This window comes from Kitasatospora sp. NBC_01539, assembly GCF_045040525.1.
GTDB lineage: Bacteria > Actinomycetota > Actinomycetes > Streptomycetales > Streptomycetaceae > Kitasatospora.
The window spans coordinates 4,197,725-4,213,821 of record NZ_CP109390.1 but is presented as its reverse complement, the minus strand read 5'-3'; the positions used below and the strand labels follow the sequence as shown (position 1 = coordinate 4,213,821).

19 protein-coding genes and 3 tRNA genes are annotated in these 16,097 nt (G+C 73.8%); 9 read left to right on the top strand and 13 right to left on the bottom strand.

The genetic code is table 11. The annotated features are described in order from the left end of the window. Positions 1-72: 72 nt before the first annotated feature. Together OG335_RS18095 and OG335_RS18090 are read left to right on the top strand one after the other, a co-directional pair. Positions 73-417 (top strand): WXG100 family type VII secretion target, encoded by a 345-nt coding sequence (locus OG335_RS18095; RefSeq protein ID WP_405012151.1) that lies wholly within the window; start codon positions 73-75, stop codon positions 415-417. A 66-nt stretch (positions 418-483) separates the two neighbouring features. Beyond that, entirely contained in the window at positions 484-1,599 is a 1,116-nt protein-coding gene (locus OG335_RS18090; protein WP_405012150.1) for a hypothetical protein, read from the top strand. Positions 1,600-1,648: 49 nt separating this feature from the next. Here OG335_RS18090 and OG335_RS18085 read toward each other — a convergent pair whose 3' ends face one another. From OG335_RS18085 to OG335_RS18060, 6 genes are all read right to left on the bottom strand, one after another. Continuing rightward, a complete protein-coding gene (locus tag OG335_RS18085; protein ID WP_405012149.1) occupies positions 1,649-2,290 on the bottom strand; it encodes a hypothetical protein in 642 nt (213 codons plus the stop codon). A gap of 138 nt (positions 2,291-2,428) precedes the next feature. Next, complete coding sequence (locus OG335_RS18080; protein ID WP_405012148.1) at positions 2,429-2,926, bottom strand: hypothetical protein; 498 nt, start codon at positions 2,924-2,926, stop codon at positions 2,429-2,431. A 162-nt stretch (positions 2,927-3,088) separates the two neighbouring features. Further along, a complete protein-coding gene (locus tag OG335_RS18075; RefSeq protein WP_405012147.1) occupies positions 3,089-3,796 on the bottom strand; it encodes an oxygenase MpaB family protein in 708 nt (235 codons plus the stop codon). Beyond that, a complete protein-coding gene (locus OG335_RS18070) occupies positions 3,793-5,076 on the bottom strand; it encodes an MAB_1171c family putative transporter (RefSeq protein ID WP_405012146.1) in 1,284 nt (427 codons plus the stop codon). The genes OG335_RS18075 and OG335_RS18070 overlap by 4 nt, the downstream gene beginning before the upstream one ends. Beyond that, the gene (locus OG335_RS18065) at positions 5,069-5,536 is read right to left on the bottom strand and encodes a hypothetical protein (protein ID WP_405012145.1); all 468 of its coding nucleotides are present in this window, start codon (positions 5,534-5,536) and stop codon (positions 5,069-5,071) included. Before OG335_RS18065 ends, OG335_RS18070 begins: the two co-directional genes overlap by 8 nt. A 92-nt stretch (positions 5,537-5,628) precedes the next feature. After that, on the bottom strand, positions 5,629-6,093 hold the full coding sequence (locus OG335_RS18060) for a helix-turn-helix domain-containing protein (RefSeq protein WP_405012144.1): 465 nt from the start codon (positions 6,091-6,093) through the stop codon (positions 5,629-5,631). 380 nt (positions 6,094-6,473) lie between these two features. Between OG335_RS18060 and OG335_RS18055 the strand changes: the two genes are divergently transcribed. Then, positions 6,474-7,313, top strand: a complete 840-nt coding sequence (locus OG335_RS18055; protein ID WP_405012143.1) for a sulfurtransferase — start codon at positions 6,474-6,476, stop codon at positions 7,311-7,313. Between the two features lie 213 nt (positions 7,314-7,526). Here the strand turns inward: OG335_RS18055 and OG335_RS18050 are convergent, their stop codons facing one another. Beyond that, positions 7,527-7,754, bottom strand: coding sequence for a hypothetical protein (locus tag OG335_RS18050; protein WP_405012142.1), 228 nt, complete (start codon positions 7,752-7,754; stop codon positions 7,527-7,529). Positions 7,755-8,283: 529 nt separating this feature from the next. Between OG335_RS18050 and OG335_RS18045 the strand changes: the two genes are divergently transcribed. Then, positions 8,284-8,487 carry a cold-shock protein gene (locus tag OG335_RS18045; protein WP_405012141.1) on the top strand — a complete coding sequence of 68 codons (204 nt, stop codon included), beginning with the start codon at positions 8,284-8,286 and terminating at the stop codon, positions 8,485-8,487. A gap of 146 nt (positions 8,488-8,633) precedes the next feature. Here the strand turns inward: OG335_RS18045 and OG335_RS18040 are convergent, their stop codons facing one another. Beyond that, positions 8,634-9,326 (bottom strand): NAD(P)-dependent oxidoreductase, encoded by a 693-nt coding sequence (locus OG335_RS18040; RefSeq protein WP_405012140.1) that lies wholly within the window; start codon positions 9,324-9,326, stop codon positions 8,634-8,636. Between the two features lie 86 nt (positions 9,327-9,412). On the opposite strand from OG335_RS18040, the gene OG335_RS18035 reads away from it, so the two are divergent. Continuing rightward, complete coding sequence (locus OG335_RS18035) at positions 9,413-10,003, top strand: TetR/AcrR family transcriptional regulator (protein WP_405012139.1); 591 nt, start codon at positions 9,413-9,415, stop codon at positions 10,001-10,003. A gap of 134 nt (positions 10,004-10,137) precedes the next feature. Here OG335_RS18035 and OG335_RS18030 read toward each other — a convergent pair whose 3' ends face one another. From OG335_RS18030 to OG335_RS18010, 5 genes are all read right to left on the bottom strand, one after another. Then, positions 10,138-10,683: a Uma2 family endonuclease gene (locus tag OG335_RS18030; RefSeq protein ID WP_405012138.1), complete on the bottom strand. Its 546-nt coding sequence runs from the start codon at positions 10,681-10,683 to the stop codon at positions 10,138-10,140. A 223-nt stretch (positions 10,684-10,906) separates the two neighbouring features. Continuing rightward, positions 10,907-10,980 (bottom strand) — tRNA-Phe (locus OG335_RS18025). A 27-nt stretch (positions 10,981-11,007) separates the two neighbouring features. Further along, positions 11,008-11,081 (bottom strand) — tRNA-Asp (locus OG335_RS18020). Between the two features lie 52 nt (positions 11,082-11,133). Beyond that, positions 11,134-11,206, bottom strand: a tRNA-Glu gene (locus OG335_RS18015). 122 nt (positions 11,207-11,328) lie between these two features. Then, positions 11,329-11,670, bottom strand: coding sequence for a metallopeptidase family protein (locus OG335_RS18010; protein WP_405015442.1), 342 nt, complete (start codon positions 11,668-11,670; stop codon positions 11,329-11,331). 70 nt (positions 11,671-11,740) lie between these two features. Here OG335_RS18010 and OG335_RS18005 point away from each other — a divergent pair, with 70 nt between their 5' ends. The 4 genes from OG335_RS18005 to OG335_RS17990 all read left to right on the top strand — a co-directional run bounded on the left by OG335_RS18005 (position 11,741) and on the right by OG335_RS17990 (position 16,052). Beyond that, a complete protein-coding gene (locus OG335_RS18005) occupies positions 11,741-12,208 on the top strand; it encodes a fluoride efflux transporter FluC (protein ID WP_405015441.1) in 468 nt (155 codons plus the stop codon). Then, the gene (locus OG335_RS18000; protein ID WP_405012137.1) at positions 12,205-12,579 is read left to right on the top strand and encodes a DUF190 domain-containing protein; all 375 of its coding nucleotides are present in this window, start codon (positions 12,205-12,207) and stop codon (positions 12,577-12,579) included. The genes OG335_RS18005 and OG335_RS18000 overlap by 4 nt, the downstream gene beginning before the upstream one ends. Further along, a complete protein-coding gene (gene crcB / locus OG335_RS17995) occupies positions 12,576-12,950 on the top strand; it encodes a fluoride efflux transporter CrcB (protein WP_405012136.1) in 375 nt (124 codons plus the stop codon). Before OG335_RS18000 ends, crcB begins: the two co-directional genes overlap by 4 nt. Positions 12,951-13,784: 834 nt before the next feature. After that, positions 13,785-16,052 carry a DEAD/DEAH box helicase gene (locus OG335_RS17990; RefSeq protein ID WP_405012135.1) on the top strand — a complete coding sequence of 756 codons (2,268 nt, stop codon included), beginning with the start codon at positions 13,785-13,787 and terminating at the stop codon, positions 16,050-16,052. Positions 16,053-16,097 lie beyond the last annotated feature (45 nt).

Sequence of the window (16,097 nt, the reverse complement as noted above, 5' to 3'; positions counted from 1 at the left end):
GTGCGGGGACCGGTGGGCTAGCCTTTTGACCGCTTGTCAGCCTGTCGTAGGAATGAAATCGGGGGAGCTGCTGTGGGACTGTGGGACGACGTCAAAGATCTTGGCAGCGCGGCGGTGCACGTCGCCGAGGACGTCTTCTGGGCGCCCACCAAGATCGCGCACTGGGTGCTCACCAAGATGTTCGGCGACCCTGACGCCGAACTGGAGAGGTACGCGGCCGAACTCCACCAGATGAGCACCGAGGTGGAGGCGTTCGGCAAGGAGATCGACACCGCTCTCGGCCACCTCACCTGGCACGGTGCCGCCGCGGACGCGTTCATCGAGCACGCCCGGAAGCGGATCAAGGAACTGAACACCGTCGCCGACGAGCTCGACGATCTGGGCTCGGCGATCAAGGGCCTCGCGGACGCCTTCTGACGCCGCGCGCCGCGCGCCGCGCGCCGTCGCACCGTCCACCAATCCAGGCACGAGGGAGAACGCGCCATGGCCGACCAGTTCGGTGTCCAGCTGCAGGAGCTGGCCAAGATCCAGAACGACTTCCACAAGATCAACGACCGCATGCAGAAGATGGGCCAGAGGGTCGAGGCCATCAAGTCCGCGGTCGCCGAGGCCGCGGCGACCGACCTCACCGCCGGCGGCCTGCTCGGCATCGCCAACTTCTTCGCGGTCGCCGCCCAGGTCGCCTCCAAGGTCAACGCGATCGCGGACAAGGCCCAGGCCCTGGAGGAGACCAAGAAGCAGCTCACCCGGGACATCGCCGAGGACGCCCGGAAGATCAAGCTCGTCATCGCCGAGTACGAGGCCGCCGAGAAGAAGCTCAAGGAGGGCCTCGGCAAGATCGGCGGCGGTGGGGAGAAGGACCCGAAGTCGCCCCACACCGGGATCGACGGCGCCGGCAACGGCGGCAACAACGGTGGCAGCAACGGCGGTGGCGGCAACGGCGGAGGCCACACCACCCCGGGCTCCCCGCACACCGGCGGTTCGGACACCAGCGGCAACGACGGCAGCGGCATCACCACCCGGCCGGGCGGCAAGCACGATGGTCCCAAGATCAAGGACCGCAGCGACGGCGACTGGAAGACCCGCATGATCAACGGGAAGGGCTGGGACGACTGGAGCCCGAGCCACAAGTGGCACCCGCGCAACGGCCAGGGTGCGGGCGTGCTCGACAAGCCGAACCTCGACGGCGCCTCGGACGAGCGCCGGGCCATGGTCGACCGCGCGATGGAGCGCGTCGAGCGGAAGCTCGGCTACAGCCAGGGCGCCGAGACCAACGGCTACCGCGTCGACTGCTCCGGCTTCGTCTCGGCCGCCTGGGGCCTCAGCCACCCCGGCACGACCACCGGCCCGCTGATCAGCGAGAGCTCGGGCATCGCCCACCACATCGCCAAGGGCGACATGCAGCCCGGTGACGCCATGGTCGTCCACCACACCGGCGGTGACATGAACCAGCACGTCGTGCTCTTCGGCGGCTGGGCCAACAAGGAGCACACCAGGATGATCATCCTGGAGGACAGCGGCAGCAAGGGCTGCGTCTCGCGGGAGACCTCGGTCGGCGCCTTCGCCGCCTACACGGCCATCCGCAAGAACGGCATGTAGGCCGGACGCCTCTCCGGCGGGGGGCCGCGCCCCCCGCCGGAGGCGCGGGTCAGGAGCTCCAGGTCTCCTTCAGCGAGGTGATGGCGCCCTTCGCGTCCACGGTGAACTCGTACGTGTTCTGGTAGCAGAAGTAGCCGGCCGGCAGCTCCTCCGAACCGTCCACGAACTTGGTCTCGGCGCACGTCTTCACGTGCGCCAGGCCGTCCTTGGCCGTGCCCGTCTTCACGGTCACGGTCTTCGTCGCCAGCTCCTCGGTGGTGAAGACGGTCACCTTGGCGTCGGGCGAGACGGTGTACGACCTGAACTTCTCCGTCGGGTTGAGGAACAGGCCGTTCGGGCTGCAGTTGGGCTCCGCGATGTCGGCGGTCAGCTTGCCGAGGCCGCTGTCGACGCTCTTCACGTGGATGACCTTGTGGGTCTTGAAGTACGTCTTGCAGTTCGGCCCCCGGCCGCCGTTGTCGGGCTCGGCACTCGCGGCCGGTGACGCGGAGGCCGCGTCGTCGGCGGGCGTGCCCGCGGCGGACGTCGCCGGGTCGGCCACCGGCTCGCTCACGGCCGCCGACGGCACGGCCGCCGTCGGGCTCGACCCGGCGGCCACCGCGCCGTCCCCGGACGACTCCGGGCCGCACGCGGCCGCGCCGAACGAGACGGCGACCAGCAGCGCGGCGATCGCGGCAGGACGGATACGCATGTGAGAACTCCCCCTGGATAGCTGTCGCGCGGCCACCGCCCCACCGCGGCGCGCCGCCCTCCCGGCCGCCACGGCACACGAACGGCCGCGATTGCGCGCTGGAGCCTACTAGTTGCCGTCCCACCGGCTGACGCCGACTCATGCCGCGTCGTTCGCCTGCAGCCCGTCGCGCAGGCGCCGCAGCCGGTCGGCGGGCGCGCCGAGGCCGTTGATCGACCGCCGCGCGGCCTCACTGCCCGGACGGCGGTGCGCCGCGAACGCCAGGTTCGCCGACTGGTGCAGCATCCACTGGTGGTAGCTCACCAGCCGGATCGCCAGGTCGCGGGCGCCCACCAGCTCTCCGTCGGCCGGCAGCACCCGCAGCCAGCCCGCGAACCGCGCGTACCGCACGGACTGCCGGGCCAGCAGCTGCGCCAGCTCCGCCGGGACGGGGCCGGGCTCGCCGCAGGCCGCGATCGCCCGGTCGGACCGGGCCTGCTCCGCCACCGCGGCGTCCAGCACGGCCAGCAGCGCCGCCCGCTGGGTGTCGGGCCCGCCCTCCGGCGGCGGCCCGGGCGGCAGCGCTCGCGGCGGTCCCGCGTGGCCGAGCCGGTGCGCCAGCCGCCGCAGCACGGTCGGCCGGGGAGTCGCGGGCACAGCGGGCACGGTCACCTCCCGGCAGGGCCGGTACGCGGGACCGGCGGTCGCCGTCCGCCCGGCATGCGGTTGCAGTTACCAGTGTGCGCCCGCCGGCGGTGGGCCGGGCCGCCGCGCCGGGCGGACGGGCCACGGTGCGGCGCCCCGCCCCGGGCCACGGCGTCAGACCGCGGGGCGGCGGCGTGTCCGGACGCGCAGGGCGAGCGCGAGCGGCGCGCGGAGCGCCGCCGCCGGCCCGCGGACCCCGAGGGCGCTGCGCAGCGGGGCGTCGAGCAGGGCGGCGGCCAGGGCCGGGCCCAGCGGGGCGAGCGGCGCGGGCAACCGGGCCGCCAGCAGGCCGCGGGTGGCCCGCCACAGCTCCCGTCCCTCGGCGGAGGGAGCGAAGCGGTCGGCCTCCCAGGCCCGCATCCACGCGGCCACCCCGGCCAGGTCGGCGCCGGGCGGTTCCGGCAGGTCGAGTGCGTCCGCCAGCTCGCGGTGGAAGGCGAGCGCGGCGGTCCGCTCCTCCGGCGTCGACGGCCGGGGGCCGTGGGCGTCGACGAAGGCCAGCGGACAGACCGTGAAGCACGCCAGCACGTACAGCATGAGGTCCGGCGTGATCCCCGGCCGGTCGTGGACGCTGCGCAGCCCCGCGACCACGGCGCGCCCCTCGGGGCTGTGCGGCCCCAGCCCGATCAGGGTGAACATCGCGGCGCCGGTGGCCTTGGCCCGGTCCGCGGGCCGGCCGGTCATCCGGCCGGTGGCGTGCAGCACGGCGGCGATCTCCGGCACGGCGAACGTCCGGACGAAGCCGAGGGTCAGGCCGACCTTCGCCTCCCCCGGCATGGCCGCCAGCACCAGCCGGGCGTACGGGTCGCGGTACCCGGTCACGCGGGCCCCGGGCCGCCGGCCGCGGCCAGGGCCTCGGCGGTGAGCGGGCCGTCCAGGCCGAGGGAGACCCGCACCAGGTGGGCGCGCTCCTCGGCGGGGTCTGCGTCCAGGCCGGGCAGGGCGGCCTGCTCCTCGCGCGGGCGGGGCGGGCGTCCGGAGGCCAGCGCGTCGACCGCGGACCGCAGTGCGACGGCCACCACCAGGGCGGCCCGCTCGGCGTCGCCGAGGCCGGCCCGCTCGGCCACCCGGGTGCCGGAGGCCACCGCCGCGGGGTCGACCCACGGCCGCAGCGTCAGCTGGCCGTCGCGGATCTCCAGGCCCCGCCGGGTGGTGCGCCACTCCAGGTCGCGCAGGGCGATCCGCTCCGTCCACGGGGTGGCCGGGGCCTCCAGGGCGAGCCGCCGGTCGGCCCGGTAGACGAGGTCCCAGAGCGGTCGCAGCGCCCGGTAGTCGCGGCGGCGCCGGGCCCAGGCCGCGGCCGCCGGGCCGGCGAACCCCGCGGTGATCAGCAGCGCGCCCGCCGCCGCGAACGCCGGTCCGGCGGCGGTGCTGAGCCACTCCAGGCCGCCGATCCCGGCGGCGGCGGCCCCGATCGCGGCGATCTTGCAGAGCACGTAGCCGCAGGCCGTCACCGAGCCGTACGCCAGCAGCCGGATGCCGCGCCGCAGCCAGCCCGCGGGCAGCCGTCCGGCGTGGCCGTGGCAGACCCGGCCGATGTCGATCAGGGCGAACGCGAACGCGCCCTGGTAGAGCGCGAGGAAGCCGGCGATCGCGGGCACCCGCGCGAACGTCGTGTCGAAGGTCAGCGGCGTCTCCGGGCTCCCCGCACCGCCGACCGCGAAGAGCACCGCCATCAGCGGCGCCAGCACTCCGAAGACCGCGAGGCGCGTCCGGACGCGCCGCCGGATGCCGGCCCGCGAGGCGTCCCAGACGCGGTCCGCGGTCCGCTCCTCGGGCGGTGTCCAGATCAGCGCCAGCACCACGGCGGCGGCCGAGAAACCGGTGATGCCCAGGTAGACCAGCAGGGTGGCGAGGTTGCCGACGTGCGCGACCCGGTCGACGAGGCGGTACACGACGGGCGCGGCCACCAGGAAGGAGGAGGCCGGTGCGGCGATCGCCAGCGCCACCACCAGCAGGCCGGACGAGGGGTCGCGCCGCCAGGCCCGGAGCTTCAGCCCCGCCACCGTCCAGGCGGCCGCGCCGATCGCGAGGTAGACCGCGTCGAAGGGGAGTTCGGAGACCGCGGCGGCCGCCCCCAGGGCGGTGTGCGGTTCAGACATGCTGGCCCTTGCGGTGCTCCAGCGCGGGTGCGAGCTGCGAGGTCGTGCCGAGCCCGGGGGCCAGCACCAGGATCCGCAGCAGTTCGGCGCCCAGCACCTCGGCCTCCTCCTCCGCGACGTCGTCGTAGTGCGAGCGGCCGAGGACGAGCCGCAGCATCTCGGGGGAGATGGTGGGGAGTTCGACGGAGGCGGTGTCCTCGCCCGGCCGCGGCGCCTCGGCGAGGTGCCCGCAGAGCAGGTGGGCGAGCTCGTGGCAGATGATGTGGGCGCGGTGCAGGTCGGAGGTCTCCTGCTCGAAGTGGATGACGTCCGCGTCGGCGAGCCGTTCCACGAAGCCGGAGGGCTCACCCACCCGCATCCGCCGCGGCGCCAGCCGCACCGGGCGGCCGGAGCGCTCGGCGACCGCCGTGCACAGCTCCTCCACGGTGCTGAGCGGCGGCAGTCCCAGACGTCTGGCCACGGCCCGCATCCGGCGGCGGGTACGCCCCACACCTCGCACGTTCTCCCCCTCGGACGGCCGCCAGTGCCCCAGCGGCGTCTGCTGCTGCCCGGTCACGTCACCGGGTCGTCGTCGGGCAGTCCGACCGCCCGGCGCAACTGTTCCACGACGGTCAGGGCGGCGTCCTGCATCTCGGGCGGAAGGCCGGCCGCGCGCATGGCGATCCGCTCGACCCGGGCGTCGCGAAGGGCCTCGATCTGCTGCAGGTCGCGCTCCACCGCCTGCGCGGTGGCGGAGTCGCTGAAGTAGTCGAGCGGCACCCCGAAGTGCCGGGCGATCTTGACCGCGTTCTCCAGGCTCGGCTTCTGGGTGCCCTTGCGGAGGTTGCCGATGTAGGTGCCGCTCAGACCGGTGCCGGCCGCGATCTCCGAGTCCCGCCAGGGGCGGCCGAGCTCCTTCGGGTAGATCACCTTGATCAGGCGCCGGAAGCGGGCCGCGAAGTCGGGGGAGTCCGGCGGCACGGTACCGTCGCCGGCCGGCCGGTCCGGCGGCTGCGGACGGGCGGATTCGGTGGGCATGGGCGGATCATAGAACGATCTGATGCTCCGCCAGTATCGCTTCGGCGCACCCGCCTGCACGATCGTTGACGGAGAAGTGCGGGGCGGGTGGCCCTTTCGTGGCAGTGTCCGGGATTCCGCCGACCACCGATCCACCATAGTTGACACCTCGTCACGCACCGAGCAGGATCGACCGCACAGGCCCGTCCGCGCACGGACGGCCGCGCAGTACCCCCGGTTCCTCGGACTCCGGACCGCCGCTGCCTCACGGGGGTGGGCAACGGCGGCCGGCCCGACGGGCGGTGCTGCTGCACTACCGTCGGGCCCGCACACCCGATCACCTCTGTGCGGGCCGCGGACGGCGGCCCGGCACGTGGTCGCCGAGGCGGAGACGGTGCCCGATGAGCCAGCTGTTCCCTCCCGGTCCCCTGGTCGGAGCCGACGCACTGGCGGCGCGGCTCGGCCATCCGGATCTCGTCGTGCTCGACGCGAGTGTCGGACCGCACCGCGGGGCCGCGCGGCGCATCCCGGGCGCCCGGGTCTTCGACCTCGACGGCGCGATGTCCGACCGGGCCGACCCGCTGCCCCACACCCTGCCGGGCCCGGAGCAGTTCGCCCGCGGCATGCGGGCCCTGGGGGTGGACGACCGCAGCACCGTGGTCGTCCACGACGCCGCGGGCCTTCACTCCGGTGCCCGCGCCTGGTGGATGCTCCGTGCCATGGGCTTCGACCGGGCGGCCGTGCTCGACGGCGGCCTCCCCGCCTGGACAGCGGCCGGGCTGCCCACGGAGCCCGCCGACGCGGTGGCCGCGCCGCGGCCCGGCTCGTTCACGGCCAGGCCCCGCCCCGACCTGATCGTCGGCCTCGACGCCGTCACGGCGGCCCTCGCGGACGACGCGGTCGCGGTGGTCGACGCCCGGTCCCGGGAGCGCTTCACCGGGACGGTCGAGGAGCCGCGGCCCGGGCTGCGGCGCGGGCACATGCCCGGATCGGTCAACCTGCCCTTCACCGAGGTGCAGGCGGACGGCCTGATGCGGCCGGAGGCCGAGCTGCGCGTCCTCCTCGCAGCGGTGGCCGGGCCGCGCGAACGCCTCGTGCTCAGCTGCGGTTCCGGGGTCACCGCGTGCGTGCTCGCCCTCGCGGCGGACCTGGCGGGCTACCGTGACCTCGCCGTCTACGACGGGTCGTGGAGCGAGTGGGGGCAGCCCTCGGACCGGCCCGTGGCCCGCGGCGCGGCCTGAGGCGGCCGGACGCGCGACCGCACCCGCCCGGGCGTCAGCCGGCGCGCGGGCGTGGCTGCACGCCGGGGCGTGCAGTACCGCGTACGGGGCCACCGGACGTCACGGCCCGCCCGGCCGGCCCGGCCGGGCACGCCGATCGGACCGACCGGCAGGGCGCCGCACACGGGCGACGCCGGGGCCGGGCGGCCGACAGGACCGCCGCAGTCGTTCGGGTCAGAGCAGGAACAGCTTGGCGAAGGGGGCCGGGAGCCGCTCCTGACGGGACCCGAAGTCGACCACGACCGCGATCTTGCCGTCGCCTTCGACCTCCGTGACCCGGCCGAGGCCGTACTCGTCGTGGCTCACCCGGTCTCCGGTGGCGAATCGCTTCGGCGGAGGCGGAGTCGCAGCTCGGAACGGGCTGGTGGGGAGATGGCGCCGGGGCGCAGCTGAATTCGTCATCGATGCCAGTATGCGCCTGATCCGACGTGCCGGGGTCGTCCGTAACGCCGAATTCTCCGGATCGTGGCCTGGGCCGAGGGCCCGGCGGGCCGGGCCGGGCCCGTGGCGGGCGCGCAGGTGCGCCAGCGTCACCGGGCCTCCACGCTGCGTGCCCGCCGGGTGCCGGGCGGTCGCCGGGCCGGCTCGTCCGATACCCGTTCGGCACCCGTCCGGCCCGCCCGCGGGCGGCGTGCGCGGGGGCGTGTCGGGCGTGGCCGCGCGGGTCCGGCACCGCGCGGGGGCGGGGTCGTTCGCGGGCGGGCGGGACCCGCGCGAAGACCGGTGCGCCGAGAACCCCCGTTCGGGACCGGACCCTGCTACAGTCGTGGTAGTTGCAGTTGTGGTCCCCATGAACTTTGTGTGCGCCTGCTGGTTGTAACAGCAGGTGCATTTTTGTTTTCCCGGAAAATCCCGGGGCGGGTCATCCATCGCGGCGACGAGAAACTCGTGAGTTGCGAGTTTCAGAATGCCCGTTCAAGGAGATTTTCAAATGGCTAACGGCACCGTGAAGTGGTTCAACTCGGAAAAGGGCTTCGGCTTCATCGAGCAGGATGGCGGCGGCCCCGACGTCTTCGCCCACTACTCGAACATCCAGGCCAACGGCTTCCGTGAGCTGCTCGAGGGCCAGAAGGTCGAGTTCGACGTCACGCAGGGCCAGAAGGGCCCGCAGGCGGAGAACATTCGCCCCGTCTGAGCATTCGCCGCTCTGCTTTTCCCGCCGCAGGCCAGTTCTGCGGCATGAAGGCCTGCACCGCGTCCGTCGCGGTGCAGGCCTTCGGCTTTCCCGGGGTCCCGCCGCGGCGCCCGGCCCCGGCCCGGCCCCGGCCGCCGCTTCCGGGGCTAACGCTTCCGGGTGACCTCGCGCCAGATCATCCGCGGGATGCGGGGCCTGACGTCCGTGGTGACCACACCCATCGCCCGGCGCACGTACCGGTCGTCGGTCAGCTGCCCGAGCATCGCGGCGGCGAGGTCGGCCCGGGAGGTGAACACGCCGTCGGCACTGTCCTCGGCCAGCCCGAAGTCCGTCACCTCCGGATGGTCGAACAGCCCGGAGGGGCGGGCGATCGTCCAGTCCACCGCGCTCCGCCGGACGAGTGCCTCCATCCGGCGCATGTCCGCGTGTGCCGCCCGCGCGACCACCCGGTTCACGTACGGGTCCAGCACGTGGTTGAAGAAGAACGCGCCGCTGGGCCGCCACGCGGGGTCGAGCACGCTGGAGCTCACCGCCACCAGCCGCTTCACGCCCTGCCGCTCCATCGCCGCGAGGACGTGCCGCATCCCGGTCGAGTAGAGGTCCACCGGCCCCCGCCCGGGCGGCGCCCCCAGGGCCGACAGCACGGCGTCGGCGCCGGAGACGGCCGCGTCGACCGCTGCCGCGTCCGTGACGTCGGCGCCGACCGCGGTGAGGCCGTCCTGCCCGGGGAGGGAGCCCGCTCGGCGGGCCACGGCGGTGACCCGGTGGCCTGCGGCCAGGGCCTGTTCGGTCAGGCGACGGCCGGTCGGGCCGGTCGCGCCGAGGACGACGATGCGCATGGGTCAGCTCCTTCGCTCCGCCCCGGCCTGCCCGCAGCGGTGAACCCCTTGACAGTGCCGTCCGCCGGTCACGATATTCAACGCTGATGAATAAAACGCGCGGCCGCCCCCGCGGCAACCCGCCCACCCGGGCCCGCATCGCCGAGGCCGCCCTCGGCCTCTTCCTCCGGCACGGGTACCGCGGCACCACCCTGCGCGCGGTCGCGGCCGAGGCCGGCGTCGACCAGGCGCTCGTCAGCTACCACTTCGGTTCCAAGCAGGGCCTGTTCGGCGAGGTCACGCAGCTGCACTGCGCCCAGTCGCTCGCGCTCGCCCAGGCCCTGGACGGCGATCCCGCGGGCGTCCCCGAGCGGCTCCTGCAGGCCGTCACCGACCTCTGGGACGACGTCGGGTTCAACCGGCTCGCGATGCAGAACGACGACGTGATGCGGGTCTTCCGCGAATACCTGGACAACGAGGTGCTCCGGCGCATCGCTGAATATCTCGGCGGCCACGACGCGACCGAACGCGCCCTCGCAGCCGTCACCGTCATCGGCGGGCTGATCTTCACCCGTTACATGAACCCGCTGCCCACCTCGGCCCGCCTCGCCTCCGCCGACCTCCACCGGATCCTCGCCCCGACCCTCCGCGCCGCCCTGCAGCCCCGCCCCCACCGCGCCCTCGCAGGCCGCCGGTGAGCCGGACGCCGTCGGACACCGGCGTGCGGGTCGACGCCGGCGCCCGGGCCGGCGTCGCGTGCGCGGCTCCCGGCCCGCCGTGGGGCTGCTCGGCGTCCGGCTCACCGGTGGCGGGTCGTGCGAGCCGGCGTGGGTCAGTGCGGCAGCAGGTCGCTCGTGATCAGGTCGAAGCCGAACGGCTCGGGGATGTGCAGCGTCTCGCCGAACTCGATGTCCTCGCGGCGGTGGTACTTCGTACCGTCGGGCCGACTGAACAGGGTGACGGTCTTCTGCCTGGCGTCGACCAGCAAGTACAGCGGGATGCCCATCAACGGGTAGTCGCGGACCTTCCCCACCCAGTCGTTCTCCGGGTTCGAGGGGGAGACAAGCTCGACGGCGACAGTGGCGAACTCGGATGGGACCTGGTTGTCGGACGTCTCCAACGCCTCGCTCGGAAGGTATGTCAGGTCCGGGTTGCGGCTCTTGCCGACGTTGGGCGACACCAGGTCGGTGTTCTCGCTCGGCAGCAGATCGACCGGGGCGTGTCTGTCGAACTGGCGGCGGACCAGCAGCAGGTTTCGCTGGTGGATGCCCGAGGGGCTGACCATCATGACGATGGTGTCGCCCGAGATTTCCACCTTGAATCCGTCGGGCAGGCTCCGTCGGGCTTCTTCGAGGAGTGCGAAGTGCTCCGGGTTCATGCGCGGTGTCTCCTGGGGTGTGCCGGGCAGCATCCTCAGAGTAGTCCGGCGCCGGGGCCGACAGCGCTCGTGCGCGGTGCTTGCCGTGGAGCCCGTTCTCCGGACCGTCGCGGGGCCTCGATCGCTCCGGCGGCTGACCGTCCGCCGTCCCGTTGGTGTCGAACGGCACGAAAATGCCCCCGAAGCGAACTGCTTCGAGGGCATCGTGCCTGGTAAGGCTGTGTGGCCAGGGCCGGGGTCGAACCGGCGACCTTCCGCTTTTCAGGCGGACGCTCGTACCAACTGAGCTACCTGGCCGTACTGCATCGCCTCTTGCGAGACGGGCGATCCCGACGGGACTTGAACCCGCGACCTCCACCTTGACAGGGTGGCGAGCTAACCAACTGCTCCACGGGACCTGGTGCGGAAATCCGCTCAGGCCTTGCGGCACTGCTGTACTACGGTAACGCGTACCCCCAACGGGATTCGAACCCGTGCTACCGCCTTGAAAGGGCGGCGTCCTGGGCCACTAGACGATGAGGGCTTGCGGCCCCCCTGCTGTTTCCAGCGTTCGGGGTCGTCGAGAAGCATATGGGATCCGGGCGGGAACGCCAAAACGGTTTCGGGGGCCGCTGCGGGGTGTCGCCGGAGCGCTCCGGCGCACCGTCACGACCAGCCGAGTTCGTGGAGCTCGTCGTCGTCGAAGCCGAAGTGGTGTGCGACCTCGTGGACCACCGTGGTGCGGACCTCGTCGACGATCTGCTCGAACGTCTCGCAGTAGCGCAGCGTGGGGCCCATGTAGATCAGGATCCGGTCGGGCAGGACCCCGGCGTACCACTCGCCGCGCTCGGTGAGCGGCGTGCCCTCGTAGAGGCCGAGCAGGTCGGGGGAGGACGGGTCGGGTTCGTCCTCGACGAAGATCGCGACGTTGTCCATCATCGCCGCGAGCTGCGGCGGAATCTGGTCGAGCGCGTCGGCGACCAGCGTCTCGAACTCGTCCCGGGTCATCTCCACCGCCTCATTGTCGGGTGTGCGGTGACGGTGTGCCAGGTGATCGGCGCGGGTGATTCACTGGAGTATGCGTTCGGACGGCACAGGTGAGGTGACGGCGCCCGCCGGAAAGTCCTCGGGCGGCGTGCGGCAGGTCCTGCACGGGCAGGGGGCGGCGGTGGCCGTGGTGGCGGTGGGCGGCGCCCTGGGCGCGTCCGCGCGGTACGGCGCGGCGCTGGCCTGGCCCACCGGCCGCGACGCCTTCCCCTGGACGACCCTCTTCGTGAACACCCTGGGCTGCGCGCTGATCGGGATCTTCCTGGTGCTCCTCACCGAGACCGGGTCGCCGCACCCGCTGTGGCGCCCCTTCGTCGGTACGGGCGTGCTGGGCGGCTTCACCACGTTCTCGACCGCGACCGTGGACGTCCAGCGGCTGGTCGACCACGGGGCGCCGGCCCGCGGCCTGGCGTACCTCGCGGCGACCGTGCTCGCCGCGCTCACCGCGGTCTGGGTGGCGGCCGGGTCGACCCGGCGGCTGGTCGGGCGGCCGGCATGAGCAGGCCGCGCGGTACGGCGCTGCGGCTCACCGTGCTGGTGGGCGAGGACGAGAGGCACCACGGCCGGCCGCTGTACACCGAGGTCGTGCACCGGGCGCACGAGGCGGGGCTGGCCGGGGCGAGCGTGTTCCGGGGGATCGAGGGCTTCGGCGCGTCGTCGGTCGTGCACACCTCCCGGCTGCTCTCGCTCGCGGAGGGCCTGCCGGTGGCGGTCGTCGTGGTGGACACGGCGGAGCGGGTCCGGGCGTTCCTTCCCCGTCTGGAGGAGCTGACCGGGCTGGGCCCGGTGCTCCTCGACGAGTGCGAGGTCGTCCGGGGGCCGGGCGAGGCGACCGGGGAGGCGCCCGGCGGGCCGGAGGAGGTCCGGTGAACTGGCTGCTGGTGGTGGTCGGCGCCATGGCCGGTGCGCCGCTGCGCTATCTGACCGACCGGGCGGTGCAGGCGCGGCACGATTCGGTGTTCCCCTGGGGCACGTTCACCGTCAACACGGTGGGCTGCCTGGTGCTCGGCCTGTTGGCGGGTGCGGCATCCGCCGGTGCGGCCTCCCCGGAGCTCCAGCTGTTGGTCGGCACCGGCCTGTGCGGGGCTCTGACGACGTATTCGACGTTCTCGTACGAGACGCTCCGGCTCGCCCAGGGCGGGGTGCGCTTCCTCGCCCTGGCGAACGTCGCGGGCAGCGTCTTCGCGGGCCTCGGCGCCGCGTACGCCGGGACGGCGCTGGCACAGGCGTTCTGGGGGTGACCCGGTCGGCCGGTCGGCGTGCCGTCGGCCGTGTCCGCGGGCCGTGCCGCGCGTTGGGCACCGGAGGGCGGTGGGCCCGGGTGGGCGGCGCGGGAGGTGGCTCGGGTGAGAGCGCGGGTGATGGCGGTCGGTACGCGGCGGCGCGCGGCGGCGGGTGCCGCACTGATGGCCCTGGCCGGGCTGGGGCTCGGCGGGTGCATGGCGGTGGGCCCCGGCGCGACGGGATCGGGGAGCAGCGGGCTGCGGGCGGGCCCGGACGGCGCCGCGGAGGCCTCCGGCGGGCCGGAAGCGGTGCAGGTGTCCGGCCGGCACCGCGGGGGCAAGGGCGTGACGGTGCCCGCCGCGGAGGCCGGGAGCGCCGGTGCGCAGCCGTCCGGCGGGGCGGCGGACGGCGGTGCGGAGTCCGCGGCCCCCGGGCCGGGTGTGCCCGAGGCCACACCGTCCCCCTCCGTGCCGTCCAACCGCTCCGCGGAGACGCCCGGGCAGCCGTACCCGTCGCCCGTGCCGGTCGAGCCCAGTCGGGCCGCCACGCCGGAGCCGGGGGCCTCCCCCAGCGGGCCTGCGGCACCGGACGGCCCGGGGCCGTTCCCGAGCCTGCCGGGATCGGCGGGCTCCGACGGCGGATCGCCGGAGCATTGACGGGCTGGCCAGGGCATTTGCCTCTGATCCCCAGGCTCGTCTATGGTGGTAGATCGTTCGTTTGATTCATTTGATTGGCGCCCTATTCCCATCTGGCGCCCTTGGCGCGTTCCGGCGATCCGTGGCTGACCGCATAGAGGCGGTTGTGTAACAGAACCCCGGACTTTGGCGCGTGCCACTTCCGGAAGGTTTTGCATGTCTCTCGTTGACGACGCCCGCTTCGCCATGCCCGCGAACGGTCTCGACGCCGCCGACACCATCGACCCCGCAGAGCTCCTCGAGGACGACGCCTCGGAGCTCACCGACACCGCCGACATCGCCGAGGGCGACACCGGCACCGACGAGCCCACCCTCACCTTCGGCGACCTCGGCCTGCACGACGACGTCGTGCGCGCCCTCGCCAAGCGGGGCGTCACCACGCCGTTCCCGATCCAGGCCGCGACCATCCCGGACGCCCTGGCCGGCAAGGACGTCCTCGGCCGTGGCCGCACCGGCTCCGGCAAGACCCTCAGCTTCGGCCTGCCGCTGCTGACCCGCCTCGCCGACGGCGAGCGCACCCGCGCCAAGCACCCGCGCGGCCTCATCCTCGTCCCGACCCGCGAGCTGGCCATGCAGGTCGCCGACGCCCTGGAGCCGTTCGGCTCGGTGCTCGGCCTCAAGCTCAAGGTCGTCTGCGGCGGCACCTCGATGTCGAACCAGATCTACGCGCTGGAGCGCGGCGTCGACGTCCTCGTCGCCACTCCGGGCCGCCTGCGTGACCTGATCAACCGCGGCGCCGCCAAGATGGACGACGTGCAGATCGCCGTCCTCGACGAGGCCGACCAGATGGCCGACATGGGCTTCCTGCCCGAGGTCACCGAGATCCTCGACCTGGTGCCGGCCGGCGGCCAGCGCCTCCTGTTCTCCGCCACGCTGGAGAACGAGATCGACACCCTGGTCAAGCGGTACCTGAGCAACCCGGTCACCCACGAGGTCGACCCGTCCGCCGGCGCGGTCACCACGATGACCCACCACATCCTCGTGGTGAAGCCGAAGGACAAGGCGCCGATCACCAACGCCATCGCCGCCCGCAAGGGCCGGACGATCATCTTCGTCCGCACCCAGATGGGTGCCGACCGCGTCGCCGAGCAGCTCGTCGAGGCCGGTGTGAAGGCCGACGCCCTGCACGGCGGCATGACCCAGGGCGCCCGTACCCGCGTGCTCGGCGACTTCAAGGACGGCTACGTCAACGTCGTCGTCGCCACCGACGTCGCCGCCCGCGGCATCCACGTCGACGGCATCGACCTCGTGCTCAACGTCGACCCGGCCGGCGACCACAAGGACTACCTGCACCGCTCGGGCCGTACCGCCCGCGCCGGCCGCTCCGGCATCGTCGTCACCCTGGTGCTGCCGCACCAGCGCCGCGGCGTCTTCCGCCTGATGGAGGACGCGGGCGTCGACGCCTCGCGCCACATCCTCGACCACGCCTTCGACGCCGAGGTCGCCAAGATCACCGGCGCCCGCTCGCTCGTCGAGGTCCAGGCCGAGTCGGCGGCCGGCATCGCCGGTGCCGCCGAGCGCGAGGTCGCCGACATGTCCCGCCACCTGGAGCGCGCGCAGCGCCGCGCCACCGAGCTCCGCGAGGAGGCCGACCGCCTGGCCGCCCGCGCCGCCCGCGAGCGTGCCGCCCTCGGCATCGAGGACGAGGTCGTGGAGGCCGTCGAGACCGACGGCACCGAGACCGCCGTCGTCGAGGCCCCGGCCGTCGAGACCGAGGCCCCGGCCGTCGAGACCGAGCGTGCGCCGTACCGCGACAACCGCAGCGAGCGCCCCGCGTTCAACCGCGACCGTGACCGCGAGCGCCCGTCGTTCAACCGCGACCGTGACGACCGCGGTGGCCGTCCGTTCAACCGTGACGACCGTGGCGGCCGTTCCTTCGGCGGCGACCGTGAGCGCGGCGGCTTCAACCGCGACGACCGTGGCGGCCGCCCGCAGGGCCAGGGCTTCAACCGTGACCGTGACGACCGTGGCGGCCGTTCCTTCGGTGGCGACCGTGAGCGTCCCGCGTTCAACCGCGACCGTGACGACCGCGGTGGCCGCCCGCAGGGCCAGGGCTTCAACCGTGACGACCGTGGTGGCCGTTCCTTCGGCGGCGACCGTGAGCGTCCCGCGTTCAACCGCGACCGTGACGACCGTGGCGGCCGCTCCTTCGGCGGCGACCGCGAGCGTCCGGCCCGCTCGTTCGGCGACCGCCCGTCCTTCGGCGGCGACCGCGACCGCAGCGCCGGCGGCAGCAGCCGTCCGTTCGCCCGCCGTGACGACCACCGCTCCGGTGGCCGCCCGCAGGGCCAGGGCTTCAACCGTGACGACCGTGGTGGCCGTTCCTTCGGTGGCGACCGCGAGCGTCCCGCGTTCAACCGTGACCGCGACGACCGCGGTGGCTTCAACGGCGGCGCCGACCGCAAGCCGCGCTGGAAGAACTGACGCCTGACAGTCGTCCGGACGGGCCCGCTCCACTTCGGTGGGGCG

Bases quoted from the DNA above. Each gene is read 5' to 3' on its own strand.
- OG335_RS18040 (WP_405012140.1), bottom strand. From the start codon at position 9,326: ATGCGCATCGTCGTCCTCGGCGCGACCGGCCCGACCGGCCGTCGCCTG.
- OG335_RS18060 (WP_405012144.1), bottom strand. From the start codon at position 6,093: ATGCCCACCGAATCCGCCCGTCCGCAGCCGCCGGACCGGCCGGCCGGC.
- OG335_RS18055 (WP_405012143.1), top strand. From the start codon at position 6,474: ATGAGCCAGCTGTTCCCTCCCGGTCCCCTGGTCGGAGCCGACGCACTG.
- OG335_RS17990 (WP_405012135.1), top strand. From the start codon at position 13,785: ATGTCTCTCGTTGACGACGCCCGCTTCGCCATGCCCGCGAACGGTCTC.
- OG335_RS18045 (WP_405012141.1), top strand. From the start codon at position 8,284: ATGGCTAACGGCACCGTGAAGTGGTTCAACTCGGAAAAGGGCTTCGGC.
- OG335_RS18050 (WP_405012142.1), bottom strand. From the start codon at position 7,754: ATGACGAATTCAGCTGCGCCCCGGCGCCATCTCCCCACCAGCCCGTTC.
- OG335_RS18000 (WP_405012137.1), top strand. From the start codon at position 12,205: ATGAGCAGGCCGCGCGGTACGGCGCTGCGGCTCACCGTGCTGGTGGGC.
- OG335_RS18005 (WP_405015441.1), top strand. From the start codon at position 11,741: ATGCGTTCGGACGGCACAGGTGAGGTGACGGCGCCCGCCGGAAAGTCC.
- OG335_RS18085 (WP_405012149.1), bottom strand. From the start codon at position 2,290: ATGCGTATCCGTCCTGCCGCGATCGCCGCGCTGCTGGTCGCCGTCTCG.
- OG335_RS18030 (WP_405012138.1), bottom strand. From the start codon at position 10,683: ATGAACCCGGAGCACTTCGCACTCCTCGAAGAAGCCCGACGGAGCCTG.
- OG335_RS18010 (WP_405015442.1), bottom strand. From the start codon at position 11,670: ATGACCCGGGACGAGTTCGAGACGCTGGTCGCCGACGCGCTCGACCAG.
- OG335_RS18070 (WP_405012146.1), bottom strand. From the start codon at position 5,076: ATGTCTGAACCGCACACCGCCCTGGGGGCGGCCGCCGCGGTCTCCGAA.
- OG335_RS18035 (WP_405012139.1), top strand. From the start codon at position 9,413: ATGAATAAAACGCGCGGCCGCCCCCGCGGCAACCCGCCCACCCGGGCC.
- OG335_RS18090 (WP_405012150.1), top strand. From the start codon at position 484: ATGGCCGACCAGTTCGGTGTCCAGCTGCAGGAGCTGGCCAAGATCCAG.